This is a genomic window from Nonomuraea sp. NPDC049421, from assembly GCF_040677005.1.
GTDB lineage: Bacteria > Actinomycetota > Actinomycetes > Streptosporangiales > Streptosporangiaceae > Nonomuraea > Nonomuraea salmonea.
In genome coordinates this window covers 40,856-65,113 of record NZ_JBFAQA010000017.1, presented here as the reverse complement: position 1 = coordinate 65,113, position 24,258 = coordinate 40,856, and the positions used below count along the sequence as shown (strand labels likewise).

Annotated in this window: 21 protein-coding genes and 1 tRNA gene; 4 read left to right on the top strand and 18 right to left on the bottom strand. The window is 70.1% G+C overall.

Annotation, left to right across the window (positions count from 1 at the left end):
• Positions 1-4: 4 nt before the first annotated feature.
• The 12 genes from araA to AB0K18_RS27275 form a co-directional block, all read right to left on the bottom strand.
• The gene (gene araA, locus AB0K18_RS27330) at positions 5-1,465 is read right to left on the bottom strand and encodes an L-arabinose isomerase (protein ID WP_364919399.1); all 1,461 of its coding nucleotides are present in this window, start codon (positions 1,463-1,465) and stop codon (positions 5-7) included.
• Positions 1,462-2,133 (bottom strand): L-ribulose-5-phosphate 4-epimerase, encoded by a 672-nt coding sequence (locus tag AB0K18_RS27325; protein ID WP_364919396.1) that lies wholly within the window; start codon positions 2,131-2,133, stop codon positions 1,462-1,464. The genes araA and AB0K18_RS27325 overlap by 4 nt, the downstream gene beginning before the upstream one ends.
• Entirely contained in the window at positions 2,130-3,767 is a 1,638-nt protein-coding gene (gene araB, locus AB0K18_RS27320) for a ribulokinase (RefSeq protein WP_364919394.1), read from the bottom strand. Before araB ends, AB0K18_RS27325 begins: the two co-directional genes overlap by 4 nt.
• A 38-nt stretch (positions 3,768-3,805) precedes the next feature.
• On the bottom strand, positions 3,806-4,819 hold the full coding sequence (locus tag AB0K18_RS27315) for a LacI family DNA-binding transcriptional regulator (RefSeq protein ID WP_355412953.1): 1,014 nt from the start codon (positions 4,817-4,819) through the stop codon (positions 3,806-3,808).
• Positions 4,820-4,899: 80 nt separating this feature from the next.
• Positions 4,900-6,162, bottom strand: coding sequence for a multiple monosaccharide ABC transporter permease (mmsB, locus tag AB0K18_RS27310; RefSeq protein ID WP_364919392.1), 1,263 nt, complete (start codon positions 6,160-6,162; stop codon positions 4,900-4,902).
• Positions 6,163-6,167: 5 nt separating this feature from the next.
• Positions 6,168-7,697, bottom strand: coding sequence for a multiple monosaccharide ABC transporter ATP-binding protein (gene mmsA, locus AB0K18_RS27305; protein WP_364919390.1), 1,530 nt, complete (start codon positions 7,695-7,697; stop codon positions 6,168-6,170).
• 58 nt (positions 7,698-7,755) lie between these two features.
• Positions 7,756-8,865: a multiple monosaccharide ABC transporter substrate-binding protein gene (chvE, locus tag AB0K18_RS27300; protein WP_364919387.1), complete on the bottom strand. Its 1,110-nt coding sequence runs from the start codon at positions 8,863-8,865 to the stop codon at positions 7,756-7,758.
• A 272-nt stretch (positions 8,866-9,137) separates the two neighbouring features.
• Complete coding sequence (gene yjfF, locus AB0K18_RS27295) at positions 9,138-10,133, bottom strand: galactofuranose ABC transporter, permease protein YjfF (RefSeq protein WP_364919384.1); 996 nt, start codon at positions 10,131-10,133, stop codon at positions 9,138-9,140.
• A complete protein-coding gene (locus tag AB0K18_RS27290; RefSeq protein ID WP_364919381.1) occupies positions 10,130-11,170 on the bottom strand; it encodes an ABC transporter permease in 1,041 nt (346 codons plus the stop codon). Before AB0K18_RS27290 ends, yjfF begins: the two co-directional genes overlap by 4 nt.
• Positions 11,167-12,678 carry a sugar ABC transporter ATP-binding protein gene (locus AB0K18_RS27285; RefSeq protein WP_364919378.1) on the bottom strand — a complete coding sequence of 504 codons (1,512 nt, stop codon included), beginning with the start codon at positions 12,676-12,678 and terminating at the stop codon, positions 11,167-11,169. The genes AB0K18_RS27290 and AB0K18_RS27285 overlap by 4 nt, the downstream gene beginning before the upstream one ends.
• Before the next feature lie 78 nt (positions 12,679-12,756).
• The gene (locus AB0K18_RS27280; protein ID WP_364919375.1) at positions 12,757-13,755 is read right to left on the bottom strand and encodes an ABC transporter substrate-binding protein; all 999 of its coding nucleotides are present in this window, start codon (positions 13,753-13,755) and stop codon (positions 12,757-12,759) included.
• A 75-nt stretch (positions 13,756-13,830) separates the two neighbouring features.
• Positions 13,831-14,814 (bottom strand): LacI family DNA-binding transcriptional regulator, encoded by a 984-nt coding sequence (locus AB0K18_RS27275; protein WP_364919714.1) that lies wholly within the window; start codon positions 14,812-14,814, stop codon positions 13,831-13,833.
• A gap of 229 nt (positions 14,815-15,043) precedes the next feature.
• Here AB0K18_RS27275 and AB0K18_RS27270 point away from each other — a divergent pair, with 229 nt between their 5' ends.
• On the top strand, positions 15,044-18,439 hold the full coding sequence (locus AB0K18_RS27270; RefSeq protein ID WP_364919372.1) for an alpha-L-arabinofuranosidase C-terminal domain-containing protein: 3,396 nt from the start codon (positions 15,044-15,046) through the stop codon (positions 18,437-18,439).
• A 43-nt stretch (positions 18,440-18,482) separates the two neighbouring features.
• Here the strand turns inward: AB0K18_RS27270 and AB0K18_RS27265 are convergent, their stop codons facing one another.
• Positions 18,483-19,229: a metallophosphoesterase gene (locus tag AB0K18_RS27265; RefSeq protein ID WP_364919368.1), complete on the bottom strand. Its 747-nt coding sequence runs from the start codon at positions 19,227-19,229 to the stop codon at positions 18,483-18,485.
• A 156-nt stretch (positions 19,230-19,385) separates the two neighbouring features.
• On the opposite strand from AB0K18_RS27265, the gene AB0K18_RS27260 reads away from it, so the two are divergent.
• Together AB0K18_RS27260 and AB0K18_RS27255 are read left to right on the top strand one after the other, a co-directional pair.
• On the top strand, positions 19,386-19,589 hold the full coding sequence (locus tag AB0K18_RS27260; RefSeq protein ID WP_364919365.1) for a DUF4236 domain-containing protein: 204 nt from the start codon (positions 19,386-19,388) through the stop codon (positions 19,587-19,589).
• A 281-nt stretch (positions 19,590-19,870) separates the two neighbouring features.
• Positions 19,871-20,248 (top strand): VOC family protein, encoded by a 378-nt coding sequence (locus AB0K18_RS27255; protein ID WP_364919363.1) that lies wholly within the window; start codon positions 19,871-19,873, stop codon positions 20,246-20,248.
• Positions 20,249-20,306: 58 nt separating this feature from the next.
• On the opposite strand, the gene AB0K18_RS27250 is transcribed toward AB0K18_RS27255, so the two are convergent.
• A tRNA-Ala gene (locus tag AB0K18_RS27250) sits at positions 20,307-20,379 on the bottom strand.
• A gap of 74 nt (positions 20,380-20,453) precedes the next feature.
• Here AB0K18_RS27250 and sigJ point away from each other — a divergent pair.
• Positions 20,454-21,347, top strand: a complete 894-nt coding sequence (gene sigJ, locus AB0K18_RS27245) for an RNA polymerase sigma factor SigJ (protein ID WP_364919360.1) — start codon at positions 20,454-20,456, stop codon at positions 21,345-21,347.
• Between the two features lie 13 nt (positions 21,348-21,360).
• Here sigJ and AB0K18_RS27240 read toward each other — a convergent pair whose 3' ends face one another.
• The 4 genes from AB0K18_RS27240 to AB0K18_RS27225 form a co-directional block, all read right to left on the bottom strand.
• Complete coding sequence (locus AB0K18_RS27240; protein WP_364919358.1) at positions 21,361-21,894, bottom strand: hypothetical protein; 534 nt, start codon at positions 21,892-21,894, stop codon at positions 21,361-21,363.
• Positions 21,894-22,112 carry a helix-turn-helix domain-containing protein gene (locus tag AB0K18_RS27235; RefSeq protein ID WP_364557592.1) on the bottom strand — a complete coding sequence of 73 codons (219 nt, stop codon included), beginning with the start codon at positions 22,110-22,112 and terminating at the stop codon, positions 21,894-21,896. Before AB0K18_RS27235 ends, AB0K18_RS27240 begins: the two co-directional genes overlap by 1 nt.
• 32 nt (positions 22,113-22,144) lie before the next feature.
• Entirely contained in the window at positions 22,145-22,876 is a 732-nt protein-coding gene (locus tag AB0K18_RS27230; RefSeq protein WP_364919355.1) for a metal-dependent hydrolase, read from the bottom strand.
• 95 nt (positions 22,877-22,971) lie between these two features.
• Positions 22,972-24,195, bottom strand: a complete 1,224-nt coding sequence (locus tag AB0K18_RS27225; RefSeq protein ID WP_364919352.1) for an MFS transporter — start codon at positions 24,193-24,195, stop codon at positions 22,972-22,974.
• Between the last annotated feature and the right edge of the window lie 63 nt (positions 24,196-24,258).

Here is a 24,258-nt window from a genome sequence, read left to right as displayed (position 1 = left end):
ACGATCAGAGACCCTGGGCCAGCCGGTAGTACGCCTGGTTCCAGCGCAGCTCCTTGGCGAAGCGCTCGGTCGTGGTGTCGGCGTCGATGATCACCAGCTCCACGCCCAGCATCTCGGCCAGGTCCGTCAGCTCCTCGCGGCCCACCGCCTGCGACAGCACGGTGTGGTGCGGGGCGCCGGCGGTCAGCCACGACTCGGTGGAGGTGCGCAGGTTCGGCCGCGGGCGCCACACGGCGCGCGCCACCGGCAGCTTGGGCAGCGGCTGCGGCGGCGTCACCACGTCGATCTCGTTGGCCACCAGCCGGAACCTGTCACCCATGTCGGCCAGGCCCACCACGATGCCGGGGCCCGGCTCGGCGTCGAACACCAGCCGCACCGGGTCCTCGCGGTCGCCGATGCCGAGCGGGTGGATCTCGCACGACGGCGTGCCTGACGCGATCGACGGGCACACCTCCAGCATGTGGGCGCCGAGGATGAGCTCCTCGCCCGGCGTCATGTCGTAGGTGTAGTCCTCCATGAAGGACGTGCCGCCCTGGCCGCCGGTCATCGCCTTCAGCGTGCGCAGCAGCACCGAGGTCTTCCAGTCGCCCTCGCCGCCGAAGCCGTAGCCGTCGGCCATCAGCCGCTGCACGGCCAGGCCGGGGAGCTGGCGCAGGCCGCCGAGGTCCTCGAAGTTCGTGGTGAACGCCCTGAAGCCGCCCGCCTCCAGGAAGCCGCGCAGGCCCAGCTCGATCCTGGCCGCGTAACGCAGCGAGTCGTTGCGGTCGCCGAGCAGCTCGGGGGCGACGCGGTACTGCTCCTCGTACTCCTTCACCAGCGCGGTCACGTCCGCCTCGGAGGCGGCGTCCACGGCCTCGACCAGGTCGTTGACCCCGTAGGTGTTGACCGAGACGCCGAAGCGCAGCTGCGCCTCCACCTTGTCGCCCTCGGTCACCGCCACGTCGCGCATGTTGTCGCCGAAGCGGGCCAGCCTGAGCGTGCGCAGCTCGGCCAGGCCCGTCGCCGCCCGGTGCCAGGCGAGGATGCGCTGCCCCACGGCCGGGTCGCTGACGTGCCCCGCCACGGTCTTGCGCGGCACGCCCAGCCGCGTCTGGATGAACCCGAACTCCCGGTCGCCGTGCGCGGCCTGGTTGAGGTTCATGAAATCCATGTCGATGGTCGCCCACGGCAGCTCGACGTTGGCCTGCGTGTGCAGGTGCAGCAGCGGCTTGCGCAGCGCGTCCAGCCCGGCGATCCACATCTTGGCCGGGGAGAACGTGTGCATCCACGTGATCACGCCGGCGCACTCGTCGTCGGCGTTGGCCTCCAGCATCACGCGCCGGATGGCCGCGGCGTCGGTCAGGACGGGCTTCCACTCCACCGGCAGGGGCAGCTGCTCGGCGATGCGCCGCGACTGCTCGGCCACCTGGCGCAGCGTGTCCTCGCCGTACAGTCCCTGGCTGCCGGTCAGAAACCAGATCTTCAACGCGGGCTCCTCTGTCCGTAGACGTTCTGATAGCGGTCGTACAGGCGGTCGATGTCGTCCTGCGCGATGGGCAGCGGGTCGCCGAGCTGGCGGGCCACGTGCACCGTACGCGCCACGTCCTCGCACATCACGGCGGCCTTCACCGCGGCCTTGGCGTCCTTGCCGATGCTGAACACGCCGTGGTTCTGCATCAGCACGGCCTTGGAGCGGTGGCCCTTGAGCGTCTCGACGATGCCCTGGCCGATCGAGTCGTCGCCGATGAGCGCGAACGGCCCCACCGGGATCTCGCCGCCGAACTCGTCGGCCATCGCGGTCAGCACGCACGGGATCGCCTCGCCGCGGGCGGCCCACGCCGAGGCGTACGTGGAGTGGGTGTGCACGACGCCGCCCACGTCCGGCATGTTGCGGTAGACGTACGCGTGCGCGGCGGTGTCGCTGGACGGCGAGTGCTCGCCCTCGACCAGGTTGCCGTCGAGGTCGCAGACGACCATGTTCTCCGGCGTCAGCTCGTCGTAGGAGACCCCCGACGGCTTGATGACGAACAGGTCCTCGCCGGGGACGCGGCCCGACACGTTGCCGGCCGTCCACGCCACGAGGTTGTAGCGGACCAGCTCGGCGTGCAGGTCCGCGACGGTCCTGCGGAGGGTGGTCAGATCGGGGGTGGTCATGCGCTTGCCTCGTTCCTGATCGCGCGCAGCGTGTGCAGCATCCGTCCGTCGGCGAAGAAGTCGTGCAGCCTGCGGTACTCGGCGTAGAGCCGGTCGTAGGCGTCGGCGCGGGCCGGGTCGGGCTCGTACGCCCGCTCGGTGCGCTTGCCCATCGCCGCGGCGGCCTCTTCGATGGAGGCGTAGGCGCCGGCGGCGACGGCGGCGTGGATGGCCGAGCCGAGCGCGGGCCCCTGGTCGGAGCCGATGACCGACAGCGGGCGGCGCAGCACGTCGGCGTAGACCTGCATGAGGAAGGGGTTCTTGAGCAGCCCGCCGGCCACCACGAACTCCTCGACCGGCACGCCCGACCGCTCGAACGTCTCGACGATCATCCTGGCGCCGTAGGCCGTGGACTCGATGAGCGCCCGGTAGACGTCCTCGGGCCTGGTGGCCAGGGTCTGGCCGACGATCACGCCGGACAGGTTGTGGTCGACCAGCACCGAGCGGTTGCCGCCGAACCAGTCGAGCGCGACCAGCCCGTGCTGCCCGACGGCCTGCTTCTCGGCGAGCGCGGTGAGCTCGTCGTGGCCCTCGGTCCCGAAGGAGTCCACGAACCAGCCGAAGATGTCGCCGACCGCGGACTGCCCGGCCTCGTAGCCCCACAGGCCCGGCACGATGCCGTCCTGGACGACGCCGCACATGCCGGGCACCTCGGCCAGCCGGTCGCTGGGCATGATGTGGCAGGTGGAGGTGCCCATGATGGCGACCATCTGGCCGGGCCGCACGGCGTCGGCGGCGGCCGCGGTGACGTGGGCGTCCACGTTGCCGACGGCCACGGCGGCGCCCTCGGGGAGGCCGGTCCACTCGGCGGCCCGCGCGGTCAGCCGGCCGGCCAGGCCGCCCAGCGGAGCCAGCGTGACGCCGCCCACGTCGTCGCCGACCTGCCCGGTGGCGAGCTTGGCGGTGAAGTCGGCGAAGCCGGGGTTCAGCTCGGCGAGGAACTCCCGCGACGGGTAGCCGCCGTCCTGGAAGACGCCCTTGTAGCCGACGGTGCAGATGTTGCGGCTCTCGACGCCGGTCAGCTGCCAGATGATCCAGTCGGCGGCCTCGATCCAGCGCTCGGTCCTGGCGTAGACCTCGGGGGCCTCCTCCAGCAGCTGCAGCGCCTTGGCGAACTCCCACTCGGAGGAGATCTTGCCGCCGTAGCGGGGCAGCCAGCTCTCGCCGCGGCGCGCGGCCAGCTCGTTGATGCGGTCGGCGTGCGGCTGGGCGGCGTGGTGCTTCCACAGCTTGGGCCAGGCGTGCGGCTCGTCCGGCGTCTCGAAGCACAGCGGCGTGCCGCCGGCCGTGGTCGGGAGGACGGTGCAGGCGGTGAAGTCGGTGCCGATGCCGACGACGTCGGCGGCCGGCACCCCCGCCGCGGCGATGGCCTGCGGGACTGCGATCTTTATGACGTCGATCCAGTCCTGCGGCGACTGCAGCGCCCAGTCGGGGCCGAGGCGCACGTCGGTGCCGGGCAGGGTCTGCTCGATGACGCGGTGGGCGTACTCGTGGACGGCGCTGCCCAGCTCGGCGCCGTCGCTCACGCGTACGACGACGGCACGCCCTGAGAGCGTGCCGAAGTCCACTCCGACGACGTACTTGTTAGCGTTCACATTGAACTCCAGGGGTTTCCGGGGGCATGCCCCATCATCTACCGGACAGGGGCGGTGCTGGCCCGCACCACGAAGCTCGGCCGCACGACCAGGCGCTCGAACGCGGTCGGGCCCACGTCGATCTGCCGCAGCAGCACCTCGATGCAGTGCCGGCCCACCACGTCGAAGTCCTGCCTGACCGTGGTGAGCGGCGGCGAGAAGAACTCCGACTCGGGGATGTCGTCGAAGCCGACCACGCTCATCTGGTCGGGCACCCGCACTCCCTTCTCGGACAGGGCGCGCAGCACGCCGAGCGCCATCTGGTCGTTGGCCGCGAAGACGGCGGTGACGCCGTCCATCGCGGCCAGGCTCTTGCCCGCCTCGTAGCCGGCGCGCGGGCTCCAGTCGCCGGCCAGCGGCTCGGGCACCGGCCTGCCCGCCTCCTCCAGCGCCGAGCGCCAGCCCTCGAGGCGGCCCTCGGTCTCCAGCCAGTCGTGCGGGCCGCTGACGTGCCAGACCGTCTCGTGGCCCTGGTCGAGCAGATGGCGGGTGGCGAGCCTGGCCCCCTCCGCCTGGTCGATGCAGACCACCGACACGTCGGCGCTGTGGGTGCCCTCGACCGCGACGGCCGGCATGCCAGGGGGCAGGCTCTCCAGTGCGCGACCGGCCGAGCGCTGCGGCGCCACCACCACGACGCCGTCCACGCCCTGCTCGGCCAGGTAACCGATGGCGTCGCGGACACTGGCGGTGTCGAGCGACTTCAGGCTGACGATGCTGACGAAGTAGCCGGCCGTCCGTGCCGCCTGCTCGATTCCGTAGATCGTGCTGGCCGGGCCGTACAGGGTGGTGTCGAAGCTGACCACGCCGAGGGTGCGCGAGCGCTTGGTGACCAGGGCGCGGGCGACGAGGTTACGGCGGTAGCCGAGCCGGCTGATCGCCTCCTCCACCCGCGCGCGGGTGTCGGGCCTGACGTTGGGGTGGTCGTTGAGCACCCGGGAGACCGTCTGATGCGACACGCCCGCCTCCTTGGCCACGTCGGCCATGACCGGCAGGCGACGCTTCGGTGTCGTCACGGTCTCTCCTTTCGCTCTGGGGGATCTTACTCAGGGGAGCCCGGGTACCGGATCTTGGTGCCACGGGCTCCCCCGAGCCGTCAGCGGCCGGCGCCCGCCCTGCGCTTGGTCCACACGTCGAACGCGACGGCGGCCAGCAGCACCGCGCCCTTGACGAGCATGACCCGCTCGCTCGGGGAGCCGATCAGCGACATGCCGTTGTTGATGACGGCCATGATGAGGCCGCCGGTGATCGCGCCGACCACCTTGCCGACGCCGCCCTGCACGGCCGCGCCGCCGATGAACGCCGCGGCGATCGCGTCCAGCTCGAAGCTGTTGCCCGCGGTCGGGCCCGCCTGGTTGAGCCGGCCGGCGAAGATGATGCCGGCGATGGCCGACAGCACGCCCATGTTCACGAAGATCCAGAACACGACCGACTTGACCTTCACGCCGGACATGATCGCGGCCTGCAGGTTGCCGCCGATGGCGTAGATCTGCCGGCCGAAGACCGTGCGGTTGGCCATCAGCGAGTACGCCAGCACGAGGATCGCCAGCAGCACCAGCACCCACGGCAGGTTCTTGAACCTGGCCAGCTGCACGACCAGGAACAGGATCAGCGCGGTCCCCGCCGCCAGCTTCAGCACGAACAGCGCCATGGGCTCGACCGACTGGCCGTACCCCTTGCGCGCGGCGCGGGCCCGCCACTGGGCGGTGAACATGCCGGCGATCGCGATGATGCCGATGAGCAGGCTGAACAGGTCGGCGCCGCCGAGCGGGCCGAGGCCGACGTTGCCGAGGTAGCCGTCGGTGAAGCCGTTGGCCAGCGTACGGACCTGGTCGGGGAACGGGCCGATGCCCTGGTTGCCGAGCACGGTCAGCGTCAGCGCGCGGAACAGCAGCATGCCGGCCAGCGTCACGATGAACGCCGGGATGCCGAAGTACGCGATCCAGTAGCCCTGCCATGCGCCGATCAGCGCGCCCGCCACCAGCGTGGCGAGCAGGGCCAGCGGCCACGGCCAGCCCATGTTGACCATCAGCACCGCGGCCAGCGCTCCCGTGACCGCCACCACCGAGCCGACCGACAGGTCGATGTGCCCGGCGATGATGACCAGGATCATCCCGATCGCCAGGATCAGGACGTAGGAGTTCTGGACGATGATGTTGGAGATGTTCTGCGGCGTGAGCAGCGCGCCGTCGGTGAGCACCGAGAACAGCACGACGATCAGTGCGAAGGCGATGTAGATGCCGCTGGAGCGCAGGTTGAGCGATATGCCGCCGAGTGACACCCGGCCCGGCTGCTTGGGCGCTCCTCCGTCGCCCGCGGCGCCGGCCTCACGCAGGCCGGTGGGCGTGATGCTGCTCATGGGAGCTACTCCTGTCCCTTGGTCATGAGATACATGAGGCTTTCCTGGGTGGCCTCCTGGCGGGGTACCTCGCCGGTGATGCGTCCTTCGGAGAGTGCGTAGATGCGGTCGCACAGGCCGAGCAGCTCGGGGAGCTCAGAGGAGATCACGAGCACGGCCTTGCCCTCGTCGGCGAGCCGGTTGATGATCGTGTAGATCTCGTACTTGGCGCCGACGTCGATGCCCCGGGTGGGCTCGTCGAGGATGAGCACGTCCGGCTCGGTCATGATCCACTTGGACAGCACGACCTTCTGCTGGTTGCCGCCGCTGAGCTGGCCCACGACGCTGCCGACGCTCGGGGCCTTGATGTTCATGCTCTTGTGGAACTCCTCGGCGACCCGGTACTCCTCGTTCTCGTTCACCCAGCCGCGCTTGGCCAGGCCCTTGAGCCCGGCGGCGCTGATGTTGGTCTTGATGTCCTGGATGAGGTTGAGCCCGTAGCGCTTGCGGTCCTCGGAGGCGTACGCGATGCCGTGGTTGATCGCGTCCTGCACGTTGCGGATCTCGATCGGCTTGCCGTCCTTGAAGACCTTGCCGGAGATGTGCACCCCGTACGTGCGCCCGAACAGGCTCATCGCCAGCTCGGTGCGCCCGGCCCCCATGAGCCCGGCCAGCCCGACGATCTCGCCGCGCCGCAGCATCAGGGAGGCGCCGTCGACGACCTTGCGGTCCGGCTGGTTCGGGCTGAACACCGTCCAGTCCTCGATGCGCAGCGCCTCGTCGCCGATCGTCGGCTCGTGCGGCGGGAAGCGGTTGTCCAGCGCCCGGCCGACCATGCCCGCGATGATGCGGTCCTCGGTGACGGCGTCGGTGGCCATGTCCAGCGTCTCGATCGTGCGGCCGTCGCGGATGATCGTGACGGCGTCGGCGATCGCGGTCACCTCGTTGAGCTTGTGCGAGATGATCACGCAGGTGATGCCCTCGTCGCGCAGCCCGCGCAGCAGGTCGAGCAGGTGCGCGGAGTCGTCGTCGTTGAGCGCCGCGGTGGGCTCGTCGAGGATGAGCAGCTTCACCTTCTTCGACAGCGCCTTGGCGATCTCGACGAGCTGCTGCTTGCCCACGCCGATGTCGGAGATCGACGTGGTCGGGTTCTCCCGCAGGCCGACCCGCTTCATCAACTCGGCGGCCTCGTAGTTGGTGCGGTTCCAGTCGATGAAGCCGCGGCTGGCGCGCTCGTTGCCGAGGAAGATGTTCTCGGCGATCGACAGCTGCGGGCTGAGTGCCAGCTCCTGGTGGATGATGACGATGCCGGCGTGCTCGCTGTCGCGGATGCCGCCGAACTCGCAGCGCCGCCCCTCGAAGAAGATCTCGCCCTCGTAGTCCCCGTGCGGGTAGACCCCGGACAGGACCTTCATCAGCGTCGACTTCCCTGCGCCGTTCTCGCCGCAGATGGCGTGGATCTCGCCGTGCCGCACCGACAGGTTGACGTCCTGGAGCGCTTTGACGCCGGGGAACGTCTTGGTGATCCCGCTCATCCGCAAGATGTGCTCGGTCATATGCCCCTCGCGTTCAGGGAGAGCCCCCGGGAACGGTCGTCCCCAGGGGCACGGTCCCTTACTTGAGCTGGTCCTCGGTGTAGTAGTTGCCGCCGACGATGACGTCCTTGTAGTTGCTCTTGTCGACGATCACCGGGTCGAGCAGGTACGAGGGCACGACCTTGTTGCCGTTGTCGTAGTCCTTGGTGTTGTTCACCTCGGGCTGCTGGCCCTTGAGGACGGCGTCGGCCATCTTCACCGTCTGCTCTGCGAGCTTGCGGGTGTCCTTGAAGATCGTGGAGTACTGCTCGTCGGCGATGATCGACTTCACCGACTGGAGCTCGGCGTCCTGGCCGGTCACGATCGGGTACGGCTTGCCGTAGCCGGAGCTCTTCAGCGCCGACAGGATGCCGATGGACAGGCCGTCGTAGGGGGACAGCACGCCGTCGACCTTGGTGGAGCCGGTGTAGGTCTTGGTGATGATGTCCTCCATGCGCTTCTGCGCCGTGGCGGGGTCCCACCGCAGGATGGCGGCCTGCTTGAAGTCGGTCTGGCCGCTCTTGATCACCAGGGTGCCGTCGTCGATCTTCGGCTGGAGCACCGACATGGCGCCGTTCCAGAAGAACGTGGCGTTGTTGTCGTCGGGCGAGCCGCCGAACAGCTCGACGTTGAACGGGCCCTTCTTGCCGTCCTCGACGCCGAGGCCCTTGAGCAGGGAGGTCGCCTGCTGCACGCCGACCTTGAAGTTGTCGAAGGTGGCGTAGTAGTCGACGTTGGGGCTGTTGCGGATCAGCCGGTCGTAGGCGATGACCGGGATCTTCGCGTCGGCGGCCTGCTGCAGCTGGGAGGTGATCGCGGTGCCGTCGATCGAGGCGATGATCAGGAGCTTGGCGCCCTTGGTGATCTGGTTCTCGATCTGGTTGGCCTGCGTCGGGATGTCGTTCTCGGCGTACTGGAGGTCGACCTTGTAGCCGAGCTGCTCGAGCTGCTTCTTGACGTTGTCGCCGTCATGGATCCAGCGCTCGGAGGACTTGGTCGGCATCGTGACGCCGATCAGGGCGCCGGCGTTGCCTGCCGCGGCCGATGTCGAGGCTTCGGCGTCGACGGTCTTCGTGCTCGATCCGCACGCCGTCATGGTCGCGGCGAGCGCGATGGCCGACACCACGCCCCCGATTCGTCCCAACCTCATGAGTGTCCCTTTCCATAGGGGTCGCGGCAGCGCTGGAACGCGGCTGCTGCCGGGTAAAGTGAGGAGATTCAGCCACAGAACGTGACGAATCAGAACAAAGTTCACACCTGCTTCGCCCGATTGTTATCGCTAACAAAGACTATGTCAACGCCGGGGCATAACCTGATGGTAACTTTCCAGTCGGATGCTCGGGCCCTCGATCTTCGTCCTGACCAGGCATGACGCCTGCCCGGCCGGCCGATTGGGCAGGTTTCTTTCCGGTTACCCCCTCCTCACCTCCGTGTTCGTACGGAGAACAGCCGCTGCAGGAGGATGAAGACGAAGAGCAACATGCCGATGACGATCTTCGTCCACCACGACGACAGCGTCCCCTCGAAGCTGAGGATGGTCTGGATCAGGCCCAGCACGAGCACGCCGAGCACGGTCCCCAGCAGGAACCCGGTGCCGCCGGTCAGCAGCGTGCCGCCGATGACCACCGCCGCGATCGCGTCCAGCTCCATGCCCACCGCGTGCAGGCCGTAACCGGAGAGCATGTAGAACGACAGCAGCACTCCGCCGAGCGCCGAGCAGAACCCGCTGATCGTGTAGACCATGATCTTCGTCCGGCCCACCGGCAGCCCCATGAGCAGCGCCGACTGCGCGTTGCCGCCCGTCGCGTGGACCGACCGGCCGAAGCGGGTGTAGTGCAGCACGTACGCCGCCACCGCGACCACCACGAGCGCGATCACCACGCTCGGCGAGATCCACAGATCGGCGAACAGATCGACCCTGGTCTGCGCGAACGCCGTGAACGTGGCGTCCCTGATGGGGATCGAGTCGGTGCCGATCGTGTAGCAGAGCCCGCGCGCCAGGAACATGCCCGCCAAGGTCACGATGAACGGCTGGATGTCGAAGGCGTGCACGATGTACCCCATCACCAGCCCGAGCCCGGCCCCGATGGCCAGCACCAGCGGCACCACGAGGTACGGCGGCCACCCGGGCCCCGACACGAGGCTGGCCGCGATCATCGTCGACAGCGCCACCACCGACCCCACCGACAGGTCGATGCCCCCCGTCAGGATCACGAACGTCATCCCCACCGCCACCACCAGCAGGAACGCGTTGTCGATGAAGACGTTGAGAATGACCTGCCCGTGCGCGAACCCCTCGTAGCGGATCCCGCCCGCCACGAACATGGCCACGAACAGGCAGCCGGTCACCAGGACCGGCAGATACTTCGCCGGCACCGGCACCCGCCCGAGCGCCGCCGTCCCGCTCATCGTGCTCATGACCTCACTCCGTCCGGCGTGCTCGTGGCCTCACTGGGTGCCGCCGCCGTGGCCGGCGGGCCCGGCGGCGCGGCGCGCCCGCGCCGCCGCATCACCTTGGCGCGGAACGCCGGCGACTGGATCAGGCAGACCGCGGTCACGACCAGCGCCTTGAACAGCAGCGTCGTCTCCGGCGGCACGCCGATCGAATAGATGGTGGTGGTCAGCGTCTGGATGATGAGCGCGCCCAGCACCGTGCCGCCGAGCGAGAAGCGCCCGCCGGCCAGCGACGTGCCGCCGATCACCACGGCCAGGATCGCGTCCAGCTCGATCCACAGGCCGGCGTTGTTGCCGTCGGCGCTGGAGACGTTCGAGCTGATCATCAGGCCCGCGACGCCCGCGCACAGGGCGGCGAAGGCGTAGACCATGACGATGATGCCGCGCGACCTGATGCCGGCCAGCCTGCTCGCCTCGGCGTTGCCGCCGACCGACTCGATCAGCATGCCGAGCGCCAGCCGCCTGGTCAGGAACGCGGTGATCGCGAGCACCGCCACCACGATGAGGATGCCGAACGGCACGGTCAGGAAGTAGCCGCCGCCGATCACCTTGTACGCCGGGCTGTTGACGGTGATGATCTGCCCGTCGGTGATGAGCTGGGCCAGCCCGCGCCCGGCCACCATGAGGATCAGCGTGGCGATGATCGGCTGGATGCCGATGCCGGCGACCAGGAACCCGTTCCATACGCCGAGCACCAGGCACAGCCCGAGCGCCAGCGCCACCGCGGTGAACAGGCTCGCCTCCTCGCTGATGAGCAGGCAGGCCAGCGCGCCCGAGATGGCCACCACCGAGCCGACCGACAGGTCGATGCCGCCGGTCGCGATGACCAGCGTCATGCCGAGCGAGACCAGGATGAGCGGCGCGCCGAAGCGCAGGATGTCGATCAGGCTGCCGTACAGGTGGCCGTCCTTGACCTCGATCGAGAAGAAGCCGGGCGTGAAGAACACGTTCAGCGCCAGCAGCAGGGCCAGCACCACGACCGGCCACATCAGGCGTCTCATGAGGCCCGCCCTCCGCTCGCGATCGTCTCCATCAGCACGTCGGTCGTCAGCTCGGCGTCGTTGGGCAGCTCGGCCACCAGCCGCCGGTCACGCAGCACCTCGACCTTGTGGCTGAGCCGCAGCACCTCCTCCAGCTCCGCCGAGATGAACAGCACCGCCATCCCGCCGTCCGACAGCTCCGCCACCAGGCGCTGGATCTCGGTCTTCGCGCCGACGTCGATGCCGCGGGTCGGCTCGTCGAGGATGAGCAGCCTGGGCTCCAGGATCAGCCACCTCGCCAGCACCACCTTCTGCTGGTTGCCGCCGCTGAGGTCGCGGACCAGGTGCTCGGGGTTGGGCGGGCTGATGTTGAGCGCCTTGATGTACCTGCCGACCAGCTCGTCCTGCTGGTCGCGGGGCACCGGCCTGGTCCAGCCCCTGGTGGCCTGCAGGGCCAGGATGATGTTCTCGCGGACGGTGAGGTCGGGGATCAGGCCGTCGGTCTTGCGGTTCTCCGAGCAGAACGCGATCTTGTGGGTCATCGCCGTGCGCGGCGTGCGTAAGGACGCCGGTGCGCCGCCGACCGCGATCTCGCCCGTGCTCGCGTGGTCGGCGCCGAACAGCAGCCGGGCGATCTCCGTACGGCCGGAGCCGAGCAGCCCGGCCAGCCCCACCACCTCGCCTTCGTGGATGGTCAGGCTGAACGGCTCGATCGCCCCGGTACGCCCCAGCTCGCGCGCCTCGACCAGCGGCGTCTCGGACACCGTGGCCGTGCCGTGCAGCCGCTCCAGCGCGGCCAGCTCCTTGCCGATCATCTTCGCGACCAGCTCGACCTGCGGCAGCTCGCGGGTGGCGTACTCGCCGACCAGCCGGCCGTTGCGCAGGATCGTCATGCGGTCGGAGATCTCGTAGATCTGGTCGAGGAAGTGCGAGACGAACAGGATCGCGATGCCCTCCTCCTTCAGCCGCCGCATCACCCTGAACAGCTGGCGCACCTCGTCGGCGTCGAGGCTGGAGGTCGGCTCGTCCAGGATCAGCACCCTGGCGTCGATGTCGATCGCCCGCGCGATCGCCACCATCTGCTGGACGGCCAGCGAGTACGACGACAGCGGCGCCGCCACGTCCAGCTCCAGCTCCAGCCGGGCCAGCAGCTCACCGGCGCGGGCCCGCATGCGCCGCCAGTCGATGCGGCCGAGGCGGCGCGGCTCCCTGCCGAGCAGGATGTTCTCGGCCACGGACAGATTCGTGCAGAGGTTGACCTCCTGGTAGACCGTGCTGATGCCGGCCTGCTGCGCCTCCAGCGGGCTGGCGAACGCCACCGGCGCGCCGCCCAGCTCGATCGTGCCGGCGTCGGCGGCGTACACGCCGGTGAGCACCTTGATCAGGGTGGACTTGCCCGCCCCGTTCTCGCCCATCAGCGCGTGCACCTCGCCGGGCAGCAGCCGCAGGTTCACGCCGTCCAGGGCCGTCACCCCCGGAAACCTCTTGCCGATCCCGCTCATCGTCAGGACCGGCGCGGGTACGGCCATGTGCCTTTCCCCTTCCGTTGGGGCGGCGGCCCGGGCGCCTGCTCCGGGCCGCCGCTCGTCGTCGTCACGCCCCGCAGGTCAGTACTGGCGGGAGGGCAGCGCCTCCTTGGCCTGCTCCTGGGTGAACGTGGTCTCCTCTGTCACCACCCGGGTCGGCACCTCCCCGCCCGCGACGACCTTCTTGGCGAGGTCCATGAGCTGCGGGCCGAGCAGCGGCGAGCACTCGACGATGTAGTTGATCTTCCCGTCGGCGAGCGCCTGCATGCCGTCCTTCACCGCGTCCACGGTGATGATCTTGATGTCCTTGCCGGGCACCTTGCCCGCGCCCTCGATCGCCTCGATGGCGCCGAGTCCCATGTCGTCGTTGTGGGCGTAGAGGACGTCGATGTCGGGGTTGGACTTCAGGAAGGCCTCCATGACCTCCTTGCCCTTGGCCCTGGTGAAGTCGCCGGTCTGCGAGGCGATGATCTTGAACTTCGCGTCGGCCTGGATGACCTCGGCGAAGCCGGCCTTGCGGTCGTTGGCCGGGGCCGAGCCGGTCGTGCCCTGCAGCTCGACGATGTTCACGGTGTCGGAGGAGTCCTTGTACTCCTCGACCAGCCACTGGCCGGCCTTCTTGCCCTCCTCGATGAAGTCGGAGCCGAGGAAGGTCTTGTAGAGGGAGGTGTCCTGGGAGTCGACCGCGCGGTCGGTCAGGATGACCGGGATCTTCGCGTTCTTGGCCTCGTTGAGCACCGGGTCCCAGCCCGACTCCACCACCGGCGAGAAGGCGATCACGTCCACCCGCTGCTGGATGAACGAGCGGATCGCCTTGATCTGGTTCTCCTGCTTCTGCTGCGCGTCGGAGAACTTGAGCTCGATGCCCGCGGCCTTCGCCGACTCCTGGACGGACTTGGTGTTGGCGGTGCGCCAGCCGCTCTCCGCGCCGACCTGGGAGAAGCCCATGACGATCGTGTCGTCCGTCCCGCCACCGGCACCCGCGTCGCCACCGGTGCCACCGCCGCCCTCGCTGCCGCACGACGCCACCGCGAACGCGGTGAGTCCGGCGAGCACCAGCGCCGAGATCCTTCTTAACACGTGGGGGGTTCCTTTCGATGTGAGCGCTAACAAGCCCGGATGGGCACCAGCGCGTCCTGCCTTTCCACAGCTCACTCAGGCCGGAGGGGCCGTACTGGCCCTGGCCACGAACGAGGGCGGCACCACGAGCCGCTCCCGCTCGTCGAGGCCGCCTTTGAGCTGCCGTACCAGCACCTCGATGCTGTGTCTTCCCACCGCGCCGAAGTCCTGTCTGATGGTCGTGAGCGGCGGGGAGAAGTACGCCGACTCGGGCACGTCGTCGAAGCCGACCACGCTCACCTGCTCGGGCACTCTCACCCCCTGCTCACTGAACGCCCGCAGCACGCCGAGCGCCATCTGGTCGTTGGCGACGAAGACCGCCGTGACGTTCCTCATGCTCGCCAGGCTGCGGCCCGCCTCGTAGCCCGAACGCGGGCTCCAGTCACCGGCGAGCGGCCGCGGGACCTCGCGGCCCGCCTCCTCCAGCGCGGCCCGCCACCCCGCCACCCGCCCTTCCGCCTCCAGCCAGTCGGAGGGACCTCCGACGTGCCAGACCGTCTCGTGGCCGAGCGCGAGCAGGTGCTCGGTGGCGAGCCTGCCGCCCGCGACCTGGTCGACACAGACCACCGACACCTCGCCGGCCTGCCCGCCCTCGACGGCGACCGTGGGGATGCCGGACGGCAGGTCGGCCAGCGCCTGGGCGGCCGAGCGCTGCGGCGCGACCACCACGGCGCCGTCCACGCCCTGGTCGGCCAGGTAGTCGAGGGCGTCGCGGACGCCGGCCCTGTCGATCGAGGTGAGGCTGACGATGCTGACGAAGTAGCCGGCCGCCCTGGCCGCCTGCTCGATGCCGTAGACGGTGCTGGCCGGGCCGTACAGGGTGGTGTCGAAGCTGACCACGCCGAGCGTCCTGGAGTGCTTGGTGACCAGGGCGCGGGCGACGAGGTTACGGCGGTAGCCGAGCTTGTCGATGGCCTGGAGCACCCGCGTACGGGTCTCGCTGCGGACGTTCGGATGGTCGTTGAGCACGCGTGAGACGGTCTGATGCGACACGCCGGCCTCTCTGGCCACGTCGGCCATGACCGGTAGGCGGCGCCCCAGGGTGGATCTCACGGCCGTGCTCCTTTCCTGGCTTGGCCCCGACTGTGAACGCTCACAATCACTTCCGTCAAGGGCTCGCCGGATTACGGTCGGGTTACGCAGCCGCCTCTTGACGCCCCTGGTCGGACGTCCCTAACGTGGCGCCGATCGCGCTTGTTAACGCTCACTTCCGTGTTAACGCTAACAACCCGTGAGGAGCCCTCCGCTCATGTCGCGCATCATCCTGTCGGCCCTGCTCGTGGCCGCTTCCCTGGTGGCGCCCGCCCGCGCGCCGGCCGAACCCGCCCCCTTACCCGGCGGCGCCGTCGTGGACGAGTTCGACGGCACCACGCTCGGCCCCGACTGGAGCGTGCTGTCCCCCGACGACTCCCGGTGGAGCCTGTCCGGCGGCGCCCTGCACCTCGACACCTCCACCGGCGACACCCACCAGGCCACCAACAACGCGCGCAACCTCTTCCTCGTGGACGTCCCCGACGGCGACTTCGAGGTGGTGACGCGGCTCAGCGCCCCCGTGGCGCTCGACTACCAGAGCGCGGGCCTGCTGGCCTGGCAGGACTGGGACAACTACGTGCGCGCCGGGCTCGCCCACGTCGGCTTCGAAGGCGGCCCGGTCATCGAGACGGCCACCGAGGTCGGCGCCGCCTTCACCTCCGCCTTCTCGGCCCGGCCAGGCTCCACCGCCGAGGTGCTCAAGCTGGCGCGCACCGGCGACGCGTTCGTCTCCTCCTACTGGGACGGCGCCGCGTGGGTGGAGGCGTCCAGGATGACCGCCCGGCTCGCGGTCGGGCAGGTCGGGCTCTTCGGGCTCTCGGCCCAGAACGGCACCTCCATGCGGGTGGACTTCGACTACTTCGCGATCAAGGCGGCTCCCGGCCGGGCGGTGGTGCCGGAGGGGACGTTCACGCTGCGGGCGGCGGAGCGGCCGTACCTGACGGCCGAGCGCTCGGGCGCGGTGCGCGCCTCGGCGTCGGCGGGCATGACGAGCCTGGCCTTCACCGCCGAGCCGAGCGGTGACGGCGTCAGGCTCAAGGACGTGGCCGGCGGGAAGTACCTGGAGGCGGCGGCCAAGGTGCGCCTGTCCGCCCAGGGCTCGGTCTTCAAGCTCACCGACGCGGGCGGCGGCAAGGTCACGCTCACCTCGGGCGATCGGGCCGTCGCCGTCAGCGGCGGCGCGCTCGTGATGGGCACGCCGCCCGCCAGGTTCCGCGTCGAGGGGTACACCACGGGCGAGCTGACCGTGGACACCCGGGCCAAGGGCACGAAGGTCGGCCCCGACCTGTACGGGGTCTTCTACGAGGACATCAACCACGCCGCCGACGGCGGCCTGTACGCCGAGCTGGTGCAGAACCGCTCGTTCGAGTTCAACGCGACCGACGAGCCCACCTACACGGGACTGACCGCCTGGAGCAAGGCCGAGCGCGGCGCCACCGCCGCCCTGGCCGTCACCGGCGACCTCCCGCTCAACGCGAACAACCGCAACTACCTGCGCCTCGACGTGACCGGGACGGGCACGGCCGGAGTGAGCAACGCCGGCTTCAACCGCGGCCTGCCGCTGCGCAAGGGCGAGCGTTACGACCTGTCGCTGTGGGCCAGGCGCACCGAGCCCGGCACGCTCACGGTGACCGCCGAGGACGGCACGACGGTGGTGGGCCGGGCCACCGTGCGGGTGAAGGCGGGCGGCTGGGCCGAGTACCGGGCGTCGTTCACCGCCTCCGCCACGACCGACGCGGGGCGGCTCGTCGTGCAGGGGCCCGCCGGGCGGACCGACCTCGACATGGTCTCGCTGTTCCCGCGCGAGACGTACAAGGGGCACGGGATGCGGGCCGACCTGGCGAAACTGATCGCCGACCTCAAGCCGCGGTTCCTGCGCTTCCCCGGCGGCTGCGTGACGAACGTCGGCACCTACGACCCGTACGCGGAGACCGGGGACCGGCGCCGCATCTACCAGTGGAAGGAGACGATCGGCCCGGTCGAGGAACGGCCCACCAACTTCAACTTCTGGGGCTACAACCAGAGCTACGGCCTCGGCTACTACGAGTACTTCCAGTTCGCCGAGGACATCGGGGCGAAGGCGCTGCCGGTGCTGTCGGTCGGCGTGAACGGCTGCGGCGAGAACCGGCCGCTCACCGACGAGGCCAAACTGGCCCGCTGGGTGCAGGACACGCTCGACCTCATCGAGTTCGCCAACGGCCCCGCCACCTCCACCTGGGGGAAGAAGCGGGCCGAGATGGGGCATCCGAAGCCGTTCGGGCTGGAGTACATCGGGCTCGGCAACGAGGAGATCTACGAGGAGTTCTTCGCCAACTATCCGAAGTTCGCCGCCGCGATCAGGGCGAAGCACCCCGACATCAAAATCATCAGCAACTCGGGGCAGACCTCGCAGGGCGCCTGGTTCGACCGGATGTGGCAGTTCGCCCGTGACCAGAAGGCGGACCTCGTCGACGAGCACTACTACAACAACCCCGACTGGTTCCTCGCCAACAACCACCGCTACGACTCCTACGACCGCGAGGGGCCGCAGGTGTTCGTGGGCGAGTACGCCTCCCGGGGCAACACCTTCTACAACGCGCTGAGCGAGGCGTCGTACCTGACGGGCATCGAGCGCAACTCCGACGTGGTGAAGCTGGCGTCGTACGCGCCGCTGCTGGCCAACGTCGACTACGTGGACTGGTCGCCCGACCTCATCTGGTTCGACAACGACCAGGCGTACGGCTCGCCCAGCTACCACGTGCAGCGCCTGTTCGCCACGAACGTCGGAGACCGGATCGTGCCCAGCAGGTTCGCGGGCGAGCCGCGGCCGGTCGAGGACATCAGGGGCGCGGTCGGGCTGGGCGCGTGGAACACCGCGGTCCGCTACGACGACGTCAAGGTCACCGCGGCCGACGGCACCGTGCTGCTGGCGGACGACTTCTCGGCCGGCGCCGGCCGCTGGTCGCCGGGGCTCGGCACGTGGGCGGTCCAGGACGGCGCGTACGTCCAGACCGCGCAAATCGAGGACGCCAGGTCCACGGCCGGCTCGGCCGACTGGTCGAACTACACGATCGAGGTGACGGCACGCAAGACCGCCGGCGCCGAGGGTTTCCTGATCATGTTCGGGGTCCGCGACAGCGGCACCTACTACTGGTGGAACGTCGGCGGCTGGAACAACACCCAGTCCGCCGTCGAGAAGGCGGTCAACGGCGGCAAGTCGTCCGTCGCCACCTCCTCCACCACCGTCGAGACCGGCCGAGACTACCGCCTGAAGGTGCAGGTCAGCGGGCGCACGATCACGACCTGGCTGGACGGCGAGAAGGTCAACGAGTTCGTCGACGGCGCCCGGGTGGAGCCGCTCTACCAGGTGGTCTCCAGGAACGGGAAGTCGATCACGCTCAAGGTCGTCAACGCGCAGGACGGTGCCGTACGCGGGAGCGTGGACCTCGGCTCGGCCCGGCTCCGCCCGTCGGCGACCGTGACGACGCTGACCGGGTCGCCCTCGGACGTCAACTCCCTGTCCGACCCCGACCGCATCTCGCCGCGGCGGCAGCGGGTGACCGGCTTCTCCTCGGCCTTCACCTACGACTTCCCGGCGTACTCGGTGACGTTCATCGAGCTCACCGAACGGTGACCGTGCGGAGACGGGCCCCCTTGGGTCCGGGGCCCGTCTCCGCTCACGGCACGACGCGGTAGTGCGTGGTCGTCCTGGCGCCGTCGAACACGTGGAAGGCGATCAGCGGCGGCAGGGCGTAGTCGATGGCCTCGGCGAGGCTGACGCCGCCCTCCCAGGGCAGCTTCAGCGTGGACACCACGCCGCCGCCCACCAGCAGCGGCCGGCCCGCGAACGTGGTGGCGGCGGCCGTGTGCGCATGACCCACCAGCACGGCGGGCACGTTCGGGTGCTCGGCGAGCAGCGCTTCGAGGCGTTCCGTCTCGTGCATCCTGATGCCGTCGATGCCGGGGCCGTGCAGCATGACCGGCGGGTGGTGGAAGGCCACGAACACCGGCAGCCCGCCGCTGCCCGCCAGCACGCCCGCGAGCCAGTCGAGCGTCTCGTCCTCCAGGTGGCCCGCCGCCTCGCCGGGGATGGAGGAGTCGCACATCGCGTAGATCGCGTTCGGCGTGCGCAGCACCTGGTTGACCGGCCGGTCATCGGCCGGCCTGCCCAGCAGGACGCGGCGGAACTCGGCGCGCACGTCGTGGTTGCCGGGGCCGATCAGGACGGGGTGGCGGGAGGTGAGCAGCTTGGCGGCGCTTTCGTACTCCCCGGCCGTCCCGTGGTCGGCGATGTCGCCGGTGACCAGCACGGCGTCGAGGTCGGCGGGCAGCGCGTCGAGGTAACGCATGACCGCCGCCGTACGGGTGGCGGTCTCGGCCGTGGCGCCGATGTGGACGTCACTCAGATGCGCGATCACGATCATGTCGGTAGCCCCTTCCCTAGGTCCTGCTCATAACGTAGACCGAGCCCGCGGTCAGCCTCAGAGCCACTTCCGCGTGCGTACGCGCGACCAGTCCGGGAACCCGGCCGCCGTTCCGGACGTTCTTCCCACTGAGCGCATGACGGTGGAGGAGGGACAGTGGGCTGGCACTACAGCAAGTCGGTCAAAGTGGGTCCGTTCCGGATCAACCTCTCGCGGCACGGCATCGGCCACAGCTTCGGCGGCCGCCGCTTCCACGTCTCGACCACCCCCGACGGCCGCCGTCACGTGTCGGTGCACCTGCCCGGCGGCTTCCACCTCGGCAAGACGTTCGGCGGCCGGCGCCGCCATCACCACTACTGACCCTCGGCGGTCCTCGTGACCGCTTGTCATAGAAACAGGCCGGAGGCTCATGCCTCCGGCCCGCCCCTTTTCTCGCCGGGTCGGGGGCGTAGCGGGCGTCCCGCAGCACCCGCACCGCGTCGGGCGGCTCCTTCCCGGTGGCGCCCAGCGGGCGGGATCCACCCCGACCGCGCTCGCCGCCGCCTCCGCGCCCTCCATGAACGTCGCGGGCAGCGCCCGCAGCAGCTTGCGCAGCGCGGAGAGCATCCTGGTTCCCGGAACCACAACCGGAAGGACATGACATGCTCCGCGGATTCGCCGACCAGGAGGCCGCGCAGGCCTGGTACACCGAGTTCCTCGGCGTCGAGCCGTACTACCGCCGCCCCGGATACGTCGAGTTCCGTCTGGGCGACTACCAGCACGAGTTCGGCATCATCGACGGCCGCTACGCCCCGCCCGGCACGACCGGGCAGCTGGCGGGCGCCATCATGTACTGGCACGTGGACGACCTGGAGGCCACGGTGGAGCGGCTGCTCAGCATGGGCGCCAAGGAGCACCAGCCGATCAGGGAGCAGGGCGACGGCTCCGGCTTCGTGACGGCCTCGGTGGTGGACCCGTTCGGCAACGTGCTCGGCGTCATGCGCAACCCGCACTACCTGGCCGTGCTCGACGGCCGCTGAGCAGCCCCCGGAAACGTGGAACGCCCCGCCATCAGGCGGGGCGCCGCTCGAAATCCTGTGGAGCTATGGGGATTCGAACCCCAGACCTCCTCCATGCCATGGAGGCGCGCTACCAACTGCGCCATAGCCCCTTGCGATCAACAAGTGTAACGGAGGTTCGGAGCCCTCGTGTCACGTCGCGGCTCTGTGGTACGTCTTAGGGTTCATGCCGACCTTCGAGGAGCACCGCAGTCTGCTGACCGCCGTCGCCTACCGCATCCTGGGCAGTGTGACCGACGCGGAAGACGTCGTCCAGGAGGCGTGGCTGCGCTGGTCGGGGGCCGATCGCGCGGACGTCGCCGACCCCAAGGCGTATCTCGTCAGGGTGACCTCGCGGCTGGCCATCGACCGGTTGCGGCAGCTGAAGGCGCGGCGGGAGTCGTACGTCGGGCCGTGGCTGCCCGAGCCGATCTCCACCGGGCCCGACGTCGCCGAGCACGCCGCGCTGGCCGACTCCGTCGAGCTGGCGCTGCTGGTCGTGCTGGAGACGCTGACGCCGCTGGAGCGGGCCGTGTTCGTGCTGCGGGAGGCGTTCGACCTGCCGTTCGCGGAGATCGGGGAGATCGTCGGACGCAACGAGCCGGCCGTCAGGCAGCTCGCCAGGCGGGCGCGTGAGCGCGTACGCGAGCGGCGGCCGCGCTTCGACGTGGACCGCGACGAGCGCCGCCGGATCACCGAGCGGTTCTTCGGCGCGGCGGCGGAAGGCGACCTCGACGGGCTGATCACGCTGCTGTCCGACAAGGTGCAGCTGGTCAGCGACGGCGGCGGCAAGGCCAGGGCGGCGCTGCGCGCCATCACCGGCTCCGCGAACGTCGGCCGCTTCCTCGCCTCCATCACCACGCAGGAGAACATCGCCAAGTTCATGGCCTCGATCGGCCTGCCGGAGGTGCCGGACTGGTCGTTCACCATGGACACGATCAACGGCGCCCCCGGCATCGTCATGTCGGCCGGCGACCGGGTCGTCGGCGTCCTGTCCCTCGTGATCGTGGACGGCCGGGTCGAGACGATCTACCTGATGGCCAACCCCGAGAAGATCGCCCACCTCCATCCCCCCGGCTGATCCGGGGGTGTGGTCAGGCGGCGTCGCGGGTGGGGATGCCGGCCTCGTGGACCAGGGCCGCCACGTTCACGCCTGCGGCGCGCAGCATCCGTTCCGTGCCGTTGGCGGCGTCGGCGAGCAGGCCCCACAGGAGGCGTTCGCCGGTCACGGGGCCGGGGCGCCACTGCGCCACCTCCACCACCTTCCTGGCGTGCATGGTCAGCGGCAGCTCGCCGAGCGGCCCGTACAGGGTGACGCGGAGCGGGCGCAGGCGGGAGCGGCGCAACGACCACCGCCGGGAGTCGGCGGCACCGGCGCGGGTGCGCCGGTGCACCTCGTCGAGGTCGATGCCCAGCGTGGCGAGCAAGGCGCGGGGGTCGGGGAGCGCGGCGTGCCGGCGTACGTCGGCGGGGGCGGCGGTGAAGTGCTCCAGCCGGAACGGCCGCACCTCCGCGAGCCCGAGCAGGAGCGGCCCGGTGTCGAGCGCGGACATCCCGGCGTCGAGCGCGTGGATCCCGCCCGCGACCACGGCCGCGCGGGCGCCCTCGGTGAACCTGGCGAACATCATCAGCTTCTCCCCGTCCTGCGTGCGTGCTTGCGGTGCGCCGACTGCCGCCGGACTCCCAGCGCGTCGGCGATCTGCTCCCAGGACCAGCCCTGCGCGCGGGCGGTGGACACGTGGACCGCCTCCAGTTCCTCCAGCAGCGCCCTCAGCGCGGCCACGGCCCGCAGCCCGTCATGGGGGTCGCGTCCTGCGGCCGTCTCGGCCAGTTCCTTCACGTCCATGGTGTCAGCATGTGCTGACACGAGGCCATCTGTCAACACATGCTGACAGTCGTCCTCATGGTGAGCGCCGCGTCGTCCAGCGTGAGCGCGACCGAGACGCGGCCCAGCTCCGACGTACGGGTGAGGTGGGTGCCGCCGCACGGGATCGACGCCTCCCCCTCCGGCAGCGAGCAGTGCCACGTGCGCCGGGCGGTCAGCTCGGGCCCCGGCACCTCCACGCGTACGGGCGCGCCGGCGGCCACCCACCTCGCCAGCAGCTCGTTCACCTGCGCGGCGACCTGCGCGGGGTCGAGGTCCTCGGCCGAGAAGCCCTTCTTGCGCAGGGACTTGCCGAGCCGGTAGACGTCCACGCTGCCGTGGGGCTCGATGCGGGAGGAGGTGATCGCGGCCTGGTCGAAGTCGGGGTTGCCGAGCGAGTCCGGCCGCGCCTCCTTGCGCCACCGATCGGCCAGCACGGCGTTGAGCGCGAGCGCGGCGAGGTGGCAGGCGGTGTGACCGGCGGACAGCGCCGTACGGTGCTCGCGATCCACCTCCAGGTCCACCTCCTCGCCGACGGGCAGCGGCGCGGAGGTGACGTGGACCACCAGCCACTCCCACCCCTCGGCGCCCCGCCGCACGGGGATGGCGGGCCCCAGCAGGATCTCGCCGGAGCCGTCGGCCGCTCCCGTCACGCAGTCGAGCACCGGCAGCCCGCCGAGCGTGCCACGGTCGGCCGGCTGGTCGGGCCAGGTGTGATCGAGGGGATGGAAAGGGGTCTCGGACACGACGAGACCGTGCCTGCCCCCCTCAACCGGCACGGTCCCGACGATCTGTGAGCGGCCGCTGGTCAGGCCGCTGGGAAAGGTGACGACAGTGGATTTCACCCGGTCATTCTGGCAGCGTCGCGCTCGTCCTCCAGATAGCGGGCGCGGCCGGCGTACAGGCCGGTGAGGAGCTGGACCACGAGCACGACGAAGATCATTCCGAACGGCAGCGCCCAGCCGCCGGTCGTCTCCCGCAGCACGCCGACGAGGAGCGGCCCCGCGCCGGCGATGAGGTAACCGGCGCTCTGGCCGAAGGCCGACAGGGCGGCCGTGCTCTCCGGTGTACGGGTGCGCAGCCCCAGCATCATCAGCGCCAGCGGGAAGGAGCCCATGCCGACGGCGACGAACACCACCCACACCATGGCCGTCGAGGCCGGCGCGAACCACAGGCCGAGGAAGCCGACCGCGTAGAACGCGACGAGCCCGACGACGGGCGGCCGCTGGTCGCGGAAGCGCGAGGCGACCATGGGGACGACGATCGAGACGGGGATGTTCAGGGCGGTGAAGACACCGAGGATCAGCCCGGCCTCGGGGGTGGTGTAGCCGTTGTCGGTGAGCATCGCGGCGAGCCAGCCGAACATGATGTAGGCGATCATCGACTGGGTGCCGAAGTAGATCGCGATCATCCAGGCGAGCCTGCTGCGGAGCAGGGTGCGGATGCCCGCGTCCCGGCTCCCGGTGTCCCGCTCCGGCTCACTGCGCAGCAGCGCGAGCCACGGAATGGCGGCGACGAGAGCGAGCGCCGCCCACACGCCGAGCGCGACGTGCCAGTCCCCCGCCGCGCGCTCGATCGGCACGGTCGCGGCGGCGGCGAGCATCGTGCCGACCGCCAGGGCCGTGGTGTAGACGGTGGTCATGACCCCGGTACGCGCCGGGAAGTGCCGCTTGATCAGCGTCGGGATGAGCACGTTGCCGACCGCGCCACCGGACAGCGCGACCGCGCTGCTCACCAGGAACACGGGGGCGGAGCCGACCAGCGACCTGACCAGCAATCCTGCGCCGAGCGTGATGAGGGCGAGCAGCAGCAGCCGGTGCTCGCCGATCCGCCTGGCCAGGGTCGGGGTGATCGCGCCGACGCTGGCGAAGGCCAGCACGGGCAGGGTGGTCAGCAGGCCGGTGCCGACGCTGGACATGCCGAGCCCGGCGGCGAGCTGGTCGAGCAGCGGGCCTACGCTGGTGACCCCGGTGCGCAGGTTGAGTGCGGCTAGGACGATCCCCAGGACGAGGAGCCAGGCGAGGCGGGTGCTGCTGCCACGGGACTCTTGTGCGAGCACGGTCATGCTGGGGAGATCCTCCACTCATCAAATCATGGGACGAATGACCACCCTAACAGGAGTGAAATA

Excerpts from the sequence above, each read along its gene's own strand:
- AB0K18_RS27265 (WP_364919368.1), bottom strand. The coding sequence starts at position 19,229 with ATGATCGTGATCGCGCATCTGAGTGACGTCCACATCGGCGCCACGGCC.
- chvE (WP_364919387.1), bottom strand. The coding sequence starts at position 8,865 with ATGAGGTTGGGACGAATCGGGGGCGTGGTGTCGGCCATCGCGCTCGCC.
- AB0K18_RS27225 (WP_364919352.1), bottom strand. The coding sequence starts at position 24,195 with ATGACCGTGCTCGCACAAGAGTCCCGTGGCAGCAGCACCCGCCTCGCC.
- AB0K18_RS27290 (WP_364919381.1), bottom strand. The coding sequence starts at position 11,170 with ATGAGACGCCTGATGTGGCCGGTCGTGGTGCTGGCCCTGCTGCTGGCG.
- yjfF (WP_364919384.1), bottom strand. The coding sequence starts at position 10,133 with ATGAGCACGATGAGCGGGACGGCGGCGCTCGGGCGGGTGCCGGTGCCG.
- AB0K18_RS27285 (WP_364919378.1), bottom strand. The coding sequence starts at position 12,678 with ATGGCCGTACCCGCGCCGGTCCTGACGATGAGCGGGATCGGCAAGAGG.
- AB0K18_RS27255 (WP_364919363.1), top strand. The coding sequence starts at position 19,871 with ATGCTCCGCGGATTCGCCGACCAGGAGGCCGCGCAGGCCTGGTACACC.
- mmsA (WP_364919390.1), bottom strand. The coding sequence starts at position 7,697 with ATGACCGAGCACATCTTGCGGATGAGCGGGATCACCAAGACGTTCCCC.
- AB0K18_RS27235 (WP_364557592.1), bottom strand. The coding sequence starts at position 22,112 with ATGGACGTGAAGGAACTGGCCGAGACGGCCGCAGGACGCGACCCCCAT.
- mmsB (WP_364919392.1), bottom strand. The coding sequence starts at position 6,162 with ATGAGCAGCATCACGCCCACCGGCCTGCGTGAGGCCGGCGCCGCGGGC.
- sigJ (WP_364919360.1), top strand. The coding sequence starts at position 20,454 with ATGCCGACCTTCGAGGAGCACCGCAGTCTGCTGACCGCCGTCGCCTAC.
- AB0K18_RS27270 (WP_364919372.1), top strand. The coding sequence starts at position 15,044 with ATGTCGCGCATCATCCTGTCGGCCCTGCTCGTGGCCGCTTCCCTGGTG.
- AB0K18_RS27325 (WP_364919396.1), bottom strand. The coding sequence starts at position 2,133 with ATGACCACCCCCGATCTGACCACCCTCCGCAGGACCGTCGCGGACCTG.
- AB0K18_RS27275 (WP_364919714.1), bottom strand. The coding sequence starts at position 14,814 with ATGGCCGACGTGGCCAGAGAGGCCGGCGTGTCGCATCAGACCGTCTCA.
- AB0K18_RS27240 (WP_364919358.1), bottom strand. The coding sequence starts at position 21,894 with ATGATGTTCGCCAGGTTCACCGAGGGCGCCCGCGCGGCCGTGGTCGCG.